Origin of the sequence: Shinella sp. H4-D48 (assembly GCF_022637395.1) — a bacterium.
Lineage (GTDB): Bacteria > Pseudomonadota > Alphaproteobacteria > Rhizobiales > Rhizobiaceae > Shinella > Shinella sedimenti.
Window position 1 is genome coordinate 734,850 of the sequence record NZ_CP093338.1, and the last position, 14,413, is coordinate 749,262.

Consider the following 14,413-nt stretch of genomic DNA (forward strand, 5'->3'; position numbering starts at 1 on the left):
GATCCTGTTCATCCTCTGCCCTCCGTCCATGGGGGAGAGCGAACCGCCTCCGGCGTAGAACCGCGACGGTATCCGACGTCCCTAATGATTGAGTATCTGGCCAAGGAAGTTTCGGGTGCGCTCGTTTTTCGGCGCTGAGAAAAACTCTTCGGGCTTTGCCTTTTCGATGATCTCGCCGCCATCCATGAAGATCACATGGTCGGCCACGCTTCGGGCAAAACCCATCTCATGTGTGACGCAGAGCATCGTCATGCCCTCCTGTGCAAGGCTGACCATTGTGTCGAGCACTTCCTTGACCATTTCCGGATCGAGCGCGGAGGTGGGCTCATCAAACAGCATGACCTTCGGCGTCATGCACAGAGCACGCGCGATCGCCACACGTTGTTGCTGACCACCGGAAAGCTGCGCCGGATATTTGTTCGCCTGATCGGGAATGCGGACACGCTCGAGATACTTCATGGCGATGGCCTCAGCGTCCTTACTCGACACCTTGCGGACGCGGATAGGCGCGAGCATGCAGTTCTGAAGAACGGTCAGGTGGGGGAAGAGATTGAACTGCTGGAAAACCATCCCCACTTCTGCTCGCACGGCGTTGACGTTCTTGAGACTCTCGCCCAGAGAAATCCCATCGACAACGATGCTTCCTGCCTCGAACTCTTCGATGCGGTTGACGCATCGGATCATCGTCGATTTACCAGAACCAGAGGGACCGCAGATCACGATCCGCTCACCTTTGGCCACCTCGAGATTGATGTTCTTCAAGGCATGGAACGCGCCGTAATATTTCTGCAGACCGGTTATCGCGATGATTGGCTCTTCGTTTGCCTTGTGCGTATCGGCGACATGGGCGTGAATCTGTGCGGATGCCATTGTATCTCCTGCCGGGAGGTCGGACCGGCATCAGCCGGTCCGACTACGTGAGGTTAGTTAGGGATTTCGATAGGCAGCGGGGCATCGCCCTCGCCGGTCGTCGGCAGTTCGGCAACCATATCCTTGCCGATCCACTGCTTATAGAGCGCCGGCAGTTCGCCGCTTTCCATGAGCTTGCCGATCACGCCGTTCAGATGGTCAGCGAATTCGCGCGATTGAGGCCGCACCGCCACGCCGTTGAAGACGCGCGACAAGACGAACTTCTGTTCGAACTTGCCGGCTCCTGCGACCTTTTCGATATTGCCGAGCTGTGTAAACGCGGCGCCGATGATATCGACCTGCCCGGAAATCAGCGCCTGCACCGTCGAGGCATCGTCATCGAAGCGCTGGATCGTCGCGCCCGCCGGGTTTGCCGTCGTCACGGCCTTGTCCTGCGGTGTACCGCGCGGCACGCCTACGCGTGCGCCGTTGAGATCGTCCCAACCACTTGCCTTGAGATCCGCCCGGCCGATGAACACGTTGTCATTGTTGCAGTAGGGACGGGAGAAGAGAACCACCTTCTGGCGGTCGGGGAAAATTCCCATGACGGCAGCCAGCATATCGACTTGGCCCGTGAGAAGCGTCGCGATGCGGTTGGCGGGAGTGACGGGAACGAATTCCACGTGCACACCGAGTTCTTTTGCGATCAGACGCACGAACTCAATGTCGAAACCTGTCAACTTGCCGGATTCATCGCTGTAGCCCCAGGGAACCTGTGCGACCTGGACCCCGGCCTTCAAAACCTTACGGTCCTTGATCTCCTGCACGCTCTGGGCGGCTGCGATTGATGGAAGAAGGGCCAGTGCCAGGGTGCCGCCGACGGCGCCCAAAAACAGGCGGCGGTTCATTCCTTTCAATATCGTCTTGTTGATGTCGGTCATGCTTTCTCCTCCTTTAGAAGCGGCGTTGTGCCGCGGTCGATTTGTTTAAGTGTTCGTGGCGAACCGTCGTTCGTACCGGGCGCTAAGGCGCGAAAGCGGGAAGCAGATCGCGAAGTAGCAGGCGGCGGCGAGGCCATAGGCAATGAGTGGCTTGTATGTCGTGCTGGCAGCGATTTGCGCGCTGCGGGAAAGCTCGACGAAACCGATGATCGCCGCAAGCGACGTTCCCTTGATGAGCTGCACGAGAAACCCGATCGTCGGCGCAAAGGAAAGCTTGACGGCCTGCGGCAGCACGACATCGCGCATCCTGCTGATATATCCGAGGCCGAGAGCGGAAGCCGCCTCGCTCTGCCCCTTCGGAACGGCCTGGATGCCGCCCCGCCATATCTCACCCAGAAACGCACTGGCATGGAATGTCAGGCCGATGGACACTGCGGTCCAAGCGCTGACGTGGTAGCCGAAGACGGGCAAGCCGTAATAGACAAGAAACAGCTGCATGAGCATCGGCGTGCCCTGGAAAAAGTCGATATAGGCGCCTGCGAGCGCACGCAGCCATTTCCAGGCAGATGTGCGGGCAAGAGCAACCAAGGTGCCGAACACCCCTCCTCCGATGAAGGCCACGGCAGACAGGGCGAGCGTTGTCCACATGCCCTGAAGGATCGACAGAACTTCCAATAGACCGAAATCACGTATCATTCCCGTCGCCTCACTTGATCGGATAGGAGAAGAATGCGCGATCTATTCCCTTGAAAATAAAGGAGAAAATCATTGAAAGCGCGAAATAGAGCAAAGTCGCCACGATATAGATCTCGAAGCTGCGGAAGAGGTCGCTATCGATCAGTTGGGCTGTCGATGTCAGTTCTTCGGCGGAAATCGAGGAGACGATACTTGTCGTCAGCAGGGCAAGAATGAACTGCCCCGAAAGCGCGGGATAGATAATCCGCAAGGCAGGCTTCAGGACGATATATCGGAACACCTGGAGCGGGGTGAGGCCTAGCGCAGCACCCGCCTCGAACTGGCCGCGTGGAATGGAATCGACACCGCCACGAATGATCTCGGCAGAGAAGGCGCCGCAATTCAGGCTGAGCGCGATGAAGGCTGCCGTCCAGGGCGTAAAACTGATGCCGATCGTCGGCAAGCCGAAGAAGATGAAGAAGACCTGCACGAGGAACGGAGTGTTTCGAATGACCTCGATATAGGACAATGCGACCGCACGCAGCACGGCCATGCCGCTGCGCCGCGCCAGCACGGTCGCAATGCCGATCACGAAACCGCAGACGACGGCGGTCGCAGCGAGCCAGAGCGTCAGCAGGCAGGCATGCAGGAACTGCGGCCAGTAGGGGAGAAGAACTCCGAAGTCGAATTGATAGGTCACGGCATGGTTCCTCGGCCAGCAATGGCGTGGAGCGGATCGGATGGCACATCCGGATCCGGTATGCGGAAAAAGCGGCGGTAGAGATCGATCTGCGGCTGAAGCATCAGCATACCGGCAAGCGTTCGAAATCCACGTCTGTGTGCCTCATGCAGAAGGTGCGTTTCAGCAGGCTTCATGATGATTTCTGCGACGAGGGCTTCGGGGTTTAGTCCTTCGAGCGCGAAAGGAAGCGGGTCGGTCTCGCCGAGACCGACGGGAGTCGCGTTCACGACGATGTCCGCGTCGCCGTGCTCGCCCGCGGCCGCATGTTTAACCTTACCGGGCCACAGGCGTTCCAGCCTCTCGCAAAGCTCTCCCGCACGATACGCAGACAAATCCGACACATGCACGCAAGCGGCTTTCGCCTCCAGGACGCCCGCGGCGATCGATGACCCCGCGCCACCGGCGCCGTAGACGAAAACGGTCTTGCCCTCGAGCAGTTCGCCGGAACCGAGCAGCCCTGTGACAAACCCGATGCCATCGAAATTCTCTGCCGACCAGCGGCCGTCAGGCTCGCGCCGCAAGGCGTTTGCGCAGCCCGCCGCTATCGCGACCGGGCCCGCGTCGTCCGCGTGTTTGAGCAACTCGAACTTGTGCGGTATCGTCGCCAGAAAACCGCCGACATTGCCAGCCGACTTCAACGCTTCTATGAGCGCTGGAGCCTGCGCAGGCCCCACTTCGATGGGAACCATCGCCGCATTGGCTCCGCTTTTTGCAAACACCGCGTTCATGAGTTGCGGCGCTTTCACCTGCGAGACGGGATCACCAATGATGATGAAAACCTGCGTCGCGCCGTCAGGGCTTGGAACAAGGTGCCGCGTCATGTCATAGCCCCCGGCGGGAGGGCGGTGCGACGCGGTGCTTTTCCATGCTCTTCGCGCATTTCGCCGAAGAGGCTGTCATGGCAATGCACATGGATACATAACGTCATCAGGCTCCTCCTTCCATCAGTCTTTTCCAACCGCGGGCGTATCTGCATTCACAGTAAGCATGCCCCGATCGCCCATTGATCGACGCGGTTTTTCACTATTCCGCGAACAGACTCGAATCCATCAATGCAGGCGGCTTGGGAATGAGCGGCTTGAAGTCCATTTGGTCGAGCACGTCATTCTGGATATCGATGCCGGGGGCGACTTCCGTCAGCACAAGTCCATCTTCGACAAGCTCGAATACCGCACGCTCGGTGACGAACACGGCAGAGTGCCCCCGCTTCAATGCCTCCCGGCCGGAATAGGTGATCTGCTCAACCGAACGCACGAGCTTGCGAACCTGCCCGGCTTTCCGAACATTAATGCCACCCGCCGAGATCTGGACATCCGACCCCTTCGTGTCAAACGTTCCGCAGAAAACCACGCGCTTGGCGTTCTGCGCGATATCCATGAAGCCTCCCGGGCCGACAGTCAGCCCGCCGAGCTTGGATACATTGACGTTACCGACAGCGTCGAGTTCACCGAAACCGAGGAATGCCATGTCGAGGCCGCCGCCGGCGTAGAAGTCGAATTGCGATGGTCCGTCGATCATTGCGGACGGGCTGCGCGCAAAGCCGAAGAGCAACCCGACGAGAAGCGAGCCGCCATAGGTGCCATGTTCGATCGTCTGGTAATAGCGGTCGACCTCATTGCGGTCGGCGACGATCTTGGCGACGCCCTCGCCAATGCCGACGCCAAAATTGATGACGGTACCGTCACGCAGTTCGCGGTGGGCGCGCCGGGCAATCAGGCTGCGCACGTTAAGTGCCTCCGGCGGGCTCAGAGTAACAGGCCCCCTGCGCTCTCCCGAAAGTGTCGGGTCATAAGGCAGATCGTAGCTCGGGCGTTGGTCGGGATCGACCACGACAGCATCGACGATCGCGCCGGGCACACGCACCGAACGCGCCGGCAGAGAATTCGTATCCACGGCAGTTCGAACCTGGGCAATGACGATGCCACCGGAATTGTGCGCAGCGAGTGCGGCCGCGTAAACGTCGATGTTCGCCGCTTCCTGGTCCAGGCTGATATTGCCGTCAGCATCACCGAACGATCCGCGAATGATGGTCACATTGATCGGAAACGACTTGTACCAGAGAAGTTCCTTACCCCCGATCGTCACGACCTCGACGAGGTCTTCCCTCGCGGACGCGTTCATTTTGCCACCGTGTTGACGGGGGTCGACGAAGGTCCCAAGCCCGACATGGGTAAACAGACCCGGTCGTCCGCCGCCGATCTCGCGATACAGTTGCATGACGCATCCGCTTGGCATCACGTAGGCTTCGATCTTCTCGTCGCGCGCCATCTCCTGCATCTTCGGAGACCACACCCAGTGCCCACCGATGACGCGCTTCACCAGCCCCTCATGGGCGAAGTGGTTCATGCCTTCCTGTTTCTTGTCGCCAATGCCAAGCGCATGGACAACAGTCAGGTTGCGCGGCGCGCCCGTGTCGAGAAAGCGACGTGAGACCGCACGAAACGTATGCGTCGCCTCCATCAGACCGCCGCCGCCGCCGATCAGCGCAACCGTGTCGCCGTCCCGGATGAGCTTTACGGCATCGTTGGCGGTCATGAACTTGTTACGGGTCATGCCGGAACTCCGGCATCGGGACGACGCGGTACCATGAGCCCGTGCTCGCCTTTCTGAACGATCTCACCATTCTGGTTGACGAGGTGGATATCCATCACAACGATCCCCATGCCGGGCTTGCTGTTCGACGGGCGCATTTCCTTGATGCGGATGCGCGCCTGAAGCGTATCGCCGATGCGGATCGGCCGTTTGAAGGACCATGACCAACTGAGCGCGATTCCGTCCTTGAATGTAGCGGACTGAACTTTCAAGCCGTCGGCCAGGGAGAGCCCCATCAGACCGTGCGCGATACGCCCGCCAAATTCCGTGGTCTGCGCGTAGACGCTGTCCATATGGATCGGCGAAAAATCGCCAGCCACGCCGGCATAGGACAACACATGTCCTTCCGTCACGGTCACACGCGGAGTGAGCGTTTCCTGGCCAAGAGTCAGATCGTCGAAATACCGTCCGGGAAGCATCGTTCCCACCTCCGCTGTATGTGTCATGGAATTAGAACGACCCGCCCGACCGCCTCGCGCGCCTGCAATTGACGATGCGCCCGCGCAGCTTCTTCGAGCGGCAAGCGCCGCCAGATCTCTGGTGTGAGGTCGTGTGTTTTCATGAAGTCCAGAATTTCGCGAACTTCATCGCGCGACGCACTTTGTATGCCCTGGAGACGAAACTCCTTGATAATCAGCAGGCCGAGATTGATGGAAACCGGCTTGCCGTGGAGTTCGCCGATAACGGCACAGCGTCCTCCGGGTGCGAGGCTGCGCAGCGTGCCAGCAAAGGTCGGCGAGCCTACAAGTTCGACCGCAAGATCGACGCCGCGGCCGTTCGTGAGCCGGCGCACGTCGTCGCCGAACTCGCCATTCTCACTGACGATGACATTGCTTGCGCCCTTGCTTTTCAGAAGCTCGGCTTTTGCAGCACTGCTGGTGATAGCGATGCTTCGCCCGCCGAGCGCATTCACGATCTGGATAGCAGCAAGGCCCAAGCCGCCGCTCGCACCGGTTATAACAGCCGCCTGTCCCGCCTGAAGATCGCCGAATTGCCGTATCGCCTTGTAGGGCGGCCCATAGACACAAGCGGCGAAACACGCTGCTTCCAAGGCAAGGCCATGAGGTATTTTGACGAGATTGCTGGCCAGGAGGACCGAATATTCAGCGTATCCACCGTCGCGTGTCTGACCAATGTCGCCCGCGGTGAAGCGGCAAAGCGAAGGGTGTCCGCGCAGGCAGTCCTCACATTCAAGGCAGGCCTGAAAATTGAACACGGTAACGTGGTCACCAGCCACAAACGCTTCAACCTCCGCCCCTACGGAAACCACCTCCCCTGCCAACTCATGGCCGAGCACGCGCGGCAGAGCCACTCGAGAGCGAAGGCCGGACCGCAGGATCAGATCGAGGTGGCATACGCCGCAGCACGCGATCTTGACGAGGACTTCCCGCCGCCCAACGGGAGGCATGGCCACCTCCTCGCATGTCAGGACATCAGGCTCCCCGAAGGAGCGCAATTTCACGGCTCTCATGCACTCCTCCCCGAATGCGATTAATGGAACTCGTTTCATATGGAACCAGTTCCATTTTGTCAATCGCCGTGACAATGCGTTCCATTTGGAATAGTGTGGCTGAAATTGTTGAGGGTCGGAATGCAACCACCGGATAGAGCAGTCTCCGTTATCGAAATACTGGCAAGACATGCATTCGGCCTGCCCCTGTCTGAAATCGCCGATCAACTGTCGATACCGCGCAGCGCCACACATCGGCTCCTGGCCGACCTTAGGGACGAAGGGTATGTGCGGCAGGACTATGATGGCGGGGCTTATCGCCTTACGGCCAAGCTTGTCGCCGTTGGCTACGAATATCTCTCGGCAGCAAGCGTCTCGTCGCGACTCCAGCCCATCATTGACAGGTTGGCCGAACAGACGGGTGAACTTGTCGTGCTTGCCGTGGTGGACCGCGGCAAACTGCTTCGCCTCATCAAGGCGCAGGGTGCGCGCGGCGGGCTTCTTTACAACCCGGACGAAGGGATCGAGGTTTATCTGCCTGCGACCTCCAACGGGCATGCCTACCTCTCTGTTCTCGATGAGGACGAGGCTCTGCAACTTGTGGCAAGACAGGGCATGAACCAGGAAGGGGCCGGGAAAAACGCGCCCAGAACCATCCGCCAGTTGTTCGAATACGTTGAGCGTGCGCGCGAAACCGGAATCGCAAGGATTTTCGACGTCTGGGTCGATGGAACATCGGCAATGGCCGCTCCCGTTCTTCGTCCCGGCTCGCGGATCCCGCTTGGAACCATCAGCGTCGCAGGACCGACCATCCGCATGACGAGCGAGCGTATGGATCAGTTCGCAGATGCGCTGAAGGCCGCATGCAACGCCGTTGCGGAAACGGGCTTCGACCTTCCGATTTTTGAGCAGGCCTGACCCATGTCCAGTCGCAGCCGCAGCATTGCCATCCTCGAGCTTCTGACAGGCCACCCGTGGGGGCTGAAAATGCCCGAGATCGCATCGACGCTTGCAATTCCCCTGCCGGCCACGACCCGCGTCTTATCGAGCCTTGTCGCCTCTGGCTACATATTGGGATCGCTGTCCGGGAAGGAGGGCGTGTTCCGGCTGAGCCCCAAACTGCCCGCCCTCGGACTTGCATTTCTCGGTGCGACCGGTGTGACGGATCTCGTTCAGCCGATTCTGGACGATCTGGCGAAAAAGACCGGTGAGCTTGTCCGGCTCGCCATCATATCCGGCGACAAGTTGACATGGGTCGCGGAATCCCAAGGTGCTCGCAGCGGCCTGCTTTATAATCCCGAAGCGGGAAAGGACGTCTATCTGCCGGCAAGCGCCAATGGCCAGGCCTGGCTCTGCTGCCTGCCCGACGACCAAATCCGTCAGATGATGGAGCACGAAGACTTCGCCCGTCCGGATGTCGGCCCAGGCGCCCCCAGGACCATCGACGCCTTGCTGGACGCGATTTCAAGCGCCCGGCAAAGGGGGTTCGCAAGTGTAAGGGACAGCTACACCATCGGCACATCGGCCATGGCAGTCGCCATTGCGCGGCAACCGGGAAACGTGCCGATCGGGACTCTGAGTGTCGCCGGCCCGGCAATGCGACTGAATGAAACGCGCATGATGGAGGTGTTCCCGTGGCTTAGCGCGAGCGCAAGGGAACTTGCGGCGTCAAGCGCTTCTTCTCCGCTGTTCAGCATGGCTTGAACCCGGACATCAATCCGCCATCACGCCTGCTCTTGTGACATTGAGGGTGGAACCGCTGCCGAGCAGGCCCGCAGACAAATCTACAATCAGTTCCAGGTGTTCTACGGTCAGCCGGTCAGGGCCAAGCCGCCTTGGCGGCCGACGTCCCTTTCGATTTCTCGTACGAGCGTGTCTAGAGCCGGGTTTCTCGACTTGCGTGCGCGCCGCACGACATACGCCAGCGGCGGCGGCGGCGGCAGTCGGCCGGTCATAATCTGCATCTCACTCTGGATATAGCGGTCACTCAGCAACGCGACACCCATTGTCGCGTTGACCGCGGACACGATACCAGCCGCACTTGAACACTCGAATACGGTTTCAAGAACGGCATCGTCCTGGCCTATGTCGAGCGCCCACTTTCTATAGAAGCAATCCTCATCGAACGACAAAAATGGTATAGGGTCATCGTGCCCGATGACCAGCTCGGGATGCTTCACCCAGTGAAGCCGTTCCCTGTAAAGCACGACATCGGTCGGGCGTACTTCATGGTTGAAGACCTGAACAACAGCGGCATCAAGCTCGCCACGCTCCAGCATGGCGCGCAGGACCAGGCTCATGCGGACCTTGGTTCGGACAGTGACGTTCGGGTGAAGCCGGCGGAAGCGGCCAAGAATGCGAGCAAGGTCGCTGCAGGCCGTGTCTTCGGTGAATCCGAGGAGAAGCCTTCCTGCCAGAGGCGTTTTTGACAGGCTTAGGAGCGCCTCATCGTGCATTCCCAGGATGCGCGCGGCATAGTCCAAGAGATCCTCACCGGCGGCTGTGAACATGGATGCGCCGGCTTTGCGGCCGAGTAGCTCGCAGTCGAGGCTCACTTCAAGGCGCTTGATCTTATGGCTTACAGCGGATTGTGAAAGACCCAACGCCGCCGCCGCTTTTGTTACGCTGCCATGGTGCCGGATTGCGGAAAGCGCCCGCAGCGCATCGATTTCAAGTCTGCGACTGTTCAATTCGTTCATTACCTGTCCGCCTGGTTCTCTGGATGACCCTACCATAAACCACAGCAATCATGACATTCTTTAAGGAGATGTCATGTGCTCATCGATATTTGTCATGTGCGTTGATGACGCTTTCGTCTTAGCGGTGGTGGCGTTTCACATCACAAAGATCCTATGACTGACCCCGCCACTTCATCCACCGCAGATAGCCACCATCCACTGTTGTGGCCATTGCTGGCAACACTCCTCATCATCGGATGGAGTTCGGGCTTCGTTGGCATCCGCTATGCCAATCAGGAAGCAAGCGTCATGCTCCTGCTCTTCTGGCGCACATTGCTCTCGGGATTAATCCTTCTTCCCTTCGCGTTGATGATCGGACCGAGGATTTCCCTGCGTGCGGTGAAAGATCAGGCGTTGTTCGGCATCATGGCGGTTTTCCTTTACCTTGGAGGCTTCGCCCTTGCTATCGAGCAGAGGGTGCCCACCGGACTGGTCGCGCTTATCGCCGACCTTCTTCCGCTCGCCATTGCGGTGCTCTCACAACCGGTGCTCGGTGAAAGCCTCACGGCTCGGCAGTGGCTCGGAACTGCAATTGCCGTCCTTGGCGTTCTGGTCGTCTCCTTCGACAGCCTCAGCTTCGGTACCGCGCCGGCGTGGGCCTACGGTCTCACAGTCGGTTCGATGCTTGTGTTTGCGGTCGCGTCGGTCCTCCACAGGAAACGCAAGACGCAGACCATGAAGGTTCACCAAAGCCTTTGCATCCAGATGCTGGTGGGGTCTGTTCTCTTCGGTCTGTGCGCATCGATGCAGGGCCGTCTTGCCCCACCGATGACCCGGGACTTCGCAATCGGAATGATCTGGCTTGTGCTGGTAGCGACTTTCCTGGCCTATGCGGTCTACTATACCAGTCTTCGGCTGTTCCCGGCCGCCAAGGTGAGCGCTGCCATCTATCTCAGCCCACCCGTGACAATGATATGGGCATGGATCTTGTTTTCGGAGCCTCTGACCGTCGCGATGTTCGCCGGAGCCGCGGTAACGCTTGTCGGCATCTGGATGACCTCGCGAGGCTGAAAAGAGCGCAGTCGGCGGCCGCAATGCAAACGGAAAAGATCATCGGACCAATGGCCGCGTGCTAGCGGATAGCACTCTTTCTGAGAACATTTTCCATGAAGCTCCTGATGAACGCCGCAGATACTGCTTTTTCCTTCAGGACGGCGATTGTCTGGGGAATTTCAGAAAACGCATCGGGCAACGTGCGAAATGCAGGATCAATGTGGGCCGCGGGTTCGAGAGACTGCCTCAGTCCCGCGGCCGCATCGCATTCTCCAGCCTTCAGTTTTTCGATCGCGGCCAAAGGGGTTTCGGCATAAACGATCGTTGCATGTTTCGCTTGGCGTTCGATCTCTTTTGTGTAGGCGGCACCTCGAGCGGTCGCTATCCGACGGCCGGAAACATCCACGTCCGCCACAAACCGGGCATCCGATATCGCCGGAACAAGGTAGGTCGCGGTTACAAAAGCATAGGGCGGGGAAAAAGCGAACCGATCCGTGCGGGACGGATCTGCGGCGATCAGGGCAATATCCCATTCGTTCAGGTTCGCCGACTCCAGGATTGCCGCCGCCGATCGGTATTTTATCACCGAAAGCGCGCAACCGAGTTCCTCTGCCAAGGCGTTTGCCATATCGACACTCGGCCCGGACGGCACTCCCGTGCGTTCATCGATACGGACAAGGGCGGCATTGCTGCCGTTCACCGCCGCCCGGAGTGTACCGGTCGGCGCAAGTTCGGCGAGCACGCTTTCCGAAGCCACCATTCGTCACGCCCGCCTCGAAAACCTGCCAGCCAAGGCTTCTGCACCGCGCGCCAGCACGGCGACATCGACGCCGACTGCCGTGAACAGCGTTCCTAACTCCATGCAGCGGGCGGCGAATTTTTCATCGGGCGTGAGAATCCCTGCCGGTTTTCCGAGCCTATTGAGCAGCCCGATGGCCTTTTCAATGGCCTCGACCACTTCTGGGTGACCGGGTTGGCCGGGATACCCGAAGCTGGCCGCCAGGTCCGCCGGTCCGATGAAGATGCCATCTACGCCATCGATCGACGCGATGGCTTCGATATGCCCCATCGCTTCGCGCGTTTCGACCTGGACGAGAACGCAAAGCTCCAGCGCTGCCTGCTGCGCGTAATTCTTCACCCGGCCAAAGCGCGTAGCCCGCGTCAGCGCTGAAACGCCCCTGATGCCTTCCGGCGGATAGCGTGTTGCTTCGACCGCAGCCTTGGCTTCCGCCGCGTTTTGAACATAGGGGATGAGCAGCGTCTGGACCCCGATATCCAGAAAGCGCTTGATCAGGACGGGATCGTTGACGGCTGGCCGCACGATGGGCGCAACGTCATAGGCTGCCACGGCCTGCAACTGCGGCAAAACCGTCAGCACGTCGCTCGGGGAATGCTCCGTGTCGAACAGCAACCAGTCGAAACCAGCCGGCGCGACGATCTCCGCCGCATAGCTTCCCGGAAGCCCGCACCAGAGGCCGAGCTGGCTTTGGCCTGCGCGCAGCTTCGCTTTGAATTTATTCACAGGAATATCCATCTGGCACCTCACAGGAAAGACACGCCGATGGACCCGACAGGACCGTAGTCGGCCTGTATCACATCGCCGGCAGCGATATCGACAGGGCGGGTGAACGAGCCGGCAAGGACGATCTGCCCCTTCTTCAGGCCGCCGCCAACAGCATGCAGCTTGTTGACGAGCCAGGCGATGCCGGCCGCCGGATGGCCCATGATCGCCGCTGAAACACCCGACTCCTCGATAATGCCGTTCTTCGACAGGGTCGCCCCCACCCAGCGGATATCGATATCCATGGGGCGAATGACACGGCCCCCGACCACGATAGCGCCGAACGCCGCATTGTCGGCGATCGTATCGGTGATCGCCCGCGGCACCTCGGTCCGGTAGTCGATGATCTCGAGTGCCGGCACGACAAATTCCGTCGCGCGCATGACGTCGTAGATCTGGATACCCGGCCCCGAGAGATCCTCGCCCATGATGAACGCCAACTCGACTTCAAGCCGCGGCTTTATGAAGAGATCCGCTTTGATCTGCGCTCCGTCGTTGTAGAGTGCGTCGTCCAGAATGACACCGTAGTCAGGCTCCGTCATCTTGGACGCCATCTGCATCGCACGGGAGGTAAGACCGATCTTGTGGCCGACGATCCGGGCACCACGGGAGATGCGCGACTGTGCCCAAAGTGCCTGAATACGATAGGCGTCCTCAAGGTCGAGATCGGGATAGGTCTTGCTGGGCTGCACGATCGGCTTTCGCTCGGTCTCTGCTTTCAATATGGCGTCTGCAGTCGCCTGACGTTGCTCTTCGGTAATCATGAACTGGCTCCAGACGTGACGTTACTTGATGGGCGGACGCGGCAGAACCGCCTCGCCCGGCTCCATGACATAGGTGTAGTCGAGCGAGTACCATTCGCCCTCGATGTCGCGGTCGGTCGGATGCGGTTCGTCATGACGAACGAAGTTCCCCGTGAGCGCCGCTGTCACGCCGAACTGCACATCCGATGCAATATGGGGGTCGCTGGGATCGAAGACTTGCGAAATCAGTGTCTTGTAGCCGTGCCTGAAGATCAGGGCGTGCAGATGGGCCGGCCGGTACGGATGACGACCTTGCGCCTTGAGCATCCGGCCGACGACGCCATCGACAGGAATGGGATAGCCCACCATCTTCACGGTGCGAAACCAGAAGCGTCCGTCCGCATCGGTCAGGAACTTGCCGCGCAAATTCATCTCCGCCTGGTCCGGGTCCTGGTTTTCGTAAAGACCTACCGGCGAAGCGTGCCAGACATCCACTTCGGCACCGGCGATTGGCCTACCCTCTCGGTCAATGACCCGGGCACGCACGAAAAGCGGCGTGCCAGGTGTGTCGGAACGAATGATCGTTCCACCGTTCTCCACCCTTGGAGAATTCAAGCGCCAGAACGGACCGAGAAGCGACTGGGATGTCTCGGTCTGGCCTTTGTCACCATTGTTGAGAAGGCAGACGAGTGATGAAACACCCAGCGAGCCCGACATCAACACGAACTCGTTGTGACTGTCGGTCTGAAGCTGCCCGATCTCATTCAGGATGGCGGTAGCCTCCCGAAATTCCGCTTCGGTCAGCCGCACTTCGCGCACGAAGGCATGAATATGTTTCACAAGGGCCACGAGGATTTCACGCGCCCTAGGATCGGACGTCTGCTGCATGGCCGCGACCACGGCGGGCGTTACATCGCTTTCAGTTTTAATGACCATATGCCACCTCTCGATAATGGACCGATACAAAGATAATCGATTATTTGTCAAGCGATGAAAGACGTCATCACGCCTTCCGATCGCCCGCAGCAAGGACATAACAATCACAAATCATTGATTTTATGTTCTTTAACAATGAAGCAAGAGGGAGATTATAGGAAAATCCGCAACAATTTTCCTGACGGTTGACAAG

The 14,413-nt window shown here is 59.3% G+C and carries 16 protein-coding genes; 3 read left to right on the top strand and 13 right to left on the bottom strand.

Annotated elements, in window-relative coordinates; genetic code table 11:
- Positions 1 to 81: 81 nt before the first annotated feature.
- The 8 genes from MNR02_RS20410 to MNR02_RS20445 form a co-directional block, all read right to left on the bottom strand.
- Positions 82 to 870 (bottom strand): amino acid ABC transporter ATP-binding protein, encoded by a 789-nt coding sequence (locus MNR02_RS20410; protein ID WP_305854555.1) that lies wholly within the window; start codon positions 868 to 870, stop codon positions 82 to 84.
- 53 nt (positions 871 to 923) lie between these two features.
- Positions 924 to 1,790, bottom strand: coding sequence for a transporter substrate-binding domain-containing protein (locus tag MNR02_RS20415; protein ID WP_241949118.1), 867 nt, complete (start codon positions 1,788 to 1,790; stop codon positions 924 to 926).
- Between the two features lie 45 nt (positions 1,791 to 1,835).
- The gene (locus MNR02_RS20420) at positions 1,836 to 2,483 is read right to left on the bottom strand and encodes an amino acid ABC transporter permease (RefSeq protein ID WP_371746778.1); all 648 of its coding nucleotides are present in this window, start codon (positions 2,481 to 2,483) and stop codon (positions 1,836 to 1,838) included.
- A 13-nt stretch (positions 2,484 to 2,496) separates the two neighbouring features.
- Positions 2,497 to 3,165, bottom strand: a complete 669-nt coding sequence (locus tag MNR02_RS20425; protein WP_241602981.1) for an amino acid ABC transporter permease — start codon at positions 3,163 to 3,165, stop codon at positions 2,497 to 2,499.
- Positions 3,162 to 4,028: a shikimate dehydrogenase gene (locus tag MNR02_RS20430; protein ID WP_241949120.1), complete on the bottom strand. Its 867-nt coding sequence runs from the start codon at positions 4,026 to 4,028 to the stop codon at positions 3,162 to 3,164. The genes MNR02_RS20425 and MNR02_RS20430 overlap by 4 nt, the downstream gene beginning before the upstream one ends.
- Before the next feature lie 202 nt (positions 4,029 to 4,230).
- Positions 4,231 to 5,760, bottom strand: coding sequence for an acyl CoA:acetate/3-ketoacid CoA transferase (locus tag MNR02_RS20435; RefSeq protein WP_241949121.1), 1,530 nt, complete (start codon positions 5,758 to 5,760; stop codon positions 4,231 to 4,233).
- Positions 5,757 to 6,245 (bottom strand): MaoC/PaaZ C-terminal domain-containing protein, encoded by a 489-nt coding sequence (locus MNR02_RS20440; RefSeq protein ID WP_241949122.1) that lies wholly within the window; start codon positions 6,243 to 6,245, stop codon positions 5,757 to 5,759. The genes MNR02_RS20435 and MNR02_RS20440 overlap by 4 nt, the downstream gene beginning before the upstream one ends.
- Positions 6,242 to 7,270, bottom strand: a complete 1,029-nt coding sequence (locus MNR02_RS20445) for an alcohol dehydrogenase catalytic domain-containing protein (protein WP_241949123.1) — start codon at positions 7,268 to 7,270, stop codon at positions 6,242 to 6,244. Before MNR02_RS20445 ends, MNR02_RS20440 begins: the two co-directional genes overlap by 4 nt.
- Positions 7,271 to 7,363: 93 nt before the next feature.
- On the opposite strand from MNR02_RS20445, the gene MNR02_RS20450 reads away from it, so the two are divergent.
- Entirely contained in the window at positions 7,364 to 8,167 is an 804-nt protein-coding gene (locus MNR02_RS20450) for an IclR family transcriptional regulator (RefSeq protein ID WP_241949124.1), read from the top strand.
- A gap of 3 nt (positions 8,168 to 8,170) precedes the next feature.
- Positions 8,171 to 8,953 carry an IclR family transcriptional regulator gene (locus MNR02_RS20455; RefSeq protein ID WP_241949125.1) on the top strand — a complete coding sequence of 261 codons (783 nt, stop codon included), beginning with the start codon at positions 8,171 to 8,173 and terminating at the stop codon, positions 8,951 to 8,953.
- Between the two features lie 107 nt (positions 8,954 to 9,060).
- Here MNR02_RS20455 and MNR02_RS20460 read toward each other — a convergent pair whose 3' ends face one another.
- Positions 9,061 to 9,948: a LysR family transcriptional regulator gene (locus MNR02_RS20460; RefSeq protein ID WP_241949126.1), complete on the bottom strand. Its 888-nt coding sequence runs from the start codon at positions 9,946 to 9,948 to the stop codon at positions 9,061 to 9,063.
- 153 nt (positions 9,949 to 10,101) lie between these two features.
- Here MNR02_RS20460 and MNR02_RS20465 point away from each other — a divergent pair, with 153 nt between their 5' ends.
- Positions 10,102 to 10,998 carry a DMT family transporter gene (locus MNR02_RS20465; RefSeq protein ID WP_241949127.1) on the top strand — a complete coding sequence of 299 codons (897 nt, stop codon included), beginning with the start codon at positions 10,102 to 10,104 and terminating at the stop codon, positions 10,996 to 10,998.
- 61 nt (positions 10,999 to 11,059) lie between these two features.
- Here the strand turns inward: MNR02_RS20465 and MNR02_RS20470 are convergent, their stop codons facing one another.
- From MNR02_RS20470 to MNR02_RS20485, 4 genes are read right to left on the bottom strand one after another with little or no spacing between them, the layout of a single operon-like run.
- Positions 11,060 to 11,740, bottom strand: coding sequence for a transporter substrate-binding domain-containing protein (locus MNR02_RS20470; protein ID WP_241949128.1), 681 nt, complete (start codon positions 11,738 to 11,740; stop codon positions 11,060 to 11,062).
- Positions 11,741 to 11,743: 3 nt separating this feature from the next.
- On the bottom strand, positions 11,744 to 12,514 hold the full coding sequence (gene hpaI, locus MNR02_RS20475; RefSeq protein ID WP_241949129.1) for a 4-hydroxy-2-oxoheptanedioate aldolase: 771 nt from the start codon (positions 12,512 to 12,514) through the stop codon (positions 11,744 to 11,746).
- A gap of 8 nt (positions 12,515 to 12,522) precedes the next feature.
- Positions 12,523 to 13,305 (bottom strand): 2-oxo-hept-4-ene-1,7-dioate hydratase, encoded by a 783-nt coding sequence (gene hpaH / locus MNR02_RS20480; protein WP_241949130.1) that lies wholly within the window; start codon positions 13,303 to 13,305, stop codon positions 12,523 to 12,525.
- Between the two features lie 21 nt (positions 13,306 to 13,326).
- A complete protein-coding gene (locus MNR02_RS20485; protein ID WP_241949572.1) occupies positions 13,327 to 14,220 on the bottom strand; it encodes an intradiol ring-cleavage dioxygenase in 894 nt (297 codons plus the stop codon).
- Positions 14,221 to 14,413 lie beyond the last annotated feature (193 nt).

Coding starts and splice junctions, on each gene's coding strand:
- MNR02_RS20430 (WP_241949120.1), bottom strand. CDS start 4,028: ATGACGCGGCACCTTGTTCCAAGCCCTGACGGCGCGACGCAGGTTTTC.
- MNR02_RS20410 (WP_305854555.1), bottom strand. CDS start 870: ATGGCATCCGCACAGATTCACGCCCATGTCGCCGATACGCACAAGGCA.
- MNR02_RS20485 (WP_241949572.1), bottom strand. CDS start 14,220: ATGGTCATTAAAACTGAAAGCGATGTAACGCCCGCCGTGGTCGCGGCC.
- MNR02_RS20415 (WP_241949118.1), bottom strand. CDS start 1,790: ATGACCGACATCAACAAGACGATATTGAAAGGAATGAACCGCCGCCTG.
- hpaI (WP_241949129.1), bottom strand. CDS start 12,514: ATGGATATTCCTGTGAATAAATTCAAAGCGAAGCTGCGCGCAGGCCAA.
- MNR02_RS20435 (WP_241949121.1), bottom strand. CDS start 5,760: ATGACCCGTAACAAGTTCATGACCGCCAACGATGCCGTAAAGCTCATC.
- MNR02_RS20455 (WP_241949125.1), top strand. CDS start 8,171: ATGTCCAGTCGCAGCCGCAGCATTGCCATCCTCGAGCTTCTGACAGGC.
- MNR02_RS20460 (WP_241949126.1), bottom strand. CDS start 9,948: ATGAACGAATTGAACAGTCGCAGACTTGAAATCGATGCGCTGCGGGCG.
- hpaH (WP_241949130.1), bottom strand. CDS start 13,305: ATGATTACCGAAGAGCAACGTCAGGCGACTGCAGACGCCATATTGAAA.
- MNR02_RS20465 (WP_241949127.1), top strand. CDS start 10,102: ATGACTGACCCCGCCACTTCATCCACCGCAGATAGCCACCATCCACTG.
- MNR02_RS20470 (WP_241949128.1), bottom strand. CDS start 11,740: ATGGTGGCTTCGGAAAGCGTGCTCGCCGAACTTGCGCCGACCGGTACA.
- MNR02_RS20445 (WP_241949123.1), bottom strand. CDS start 7,270: ATGAGAGCCGTGAAATTGCGCTCCTTCGGGGAGCCTGATGTCCTGACA.
- MNR02_RS20440 (WP_241949122.1), bottom strand. CDS start 6,245: ATGACACATACAGCGGAGGTGGGAACGATGCTTCCCGGACGGTATTTC.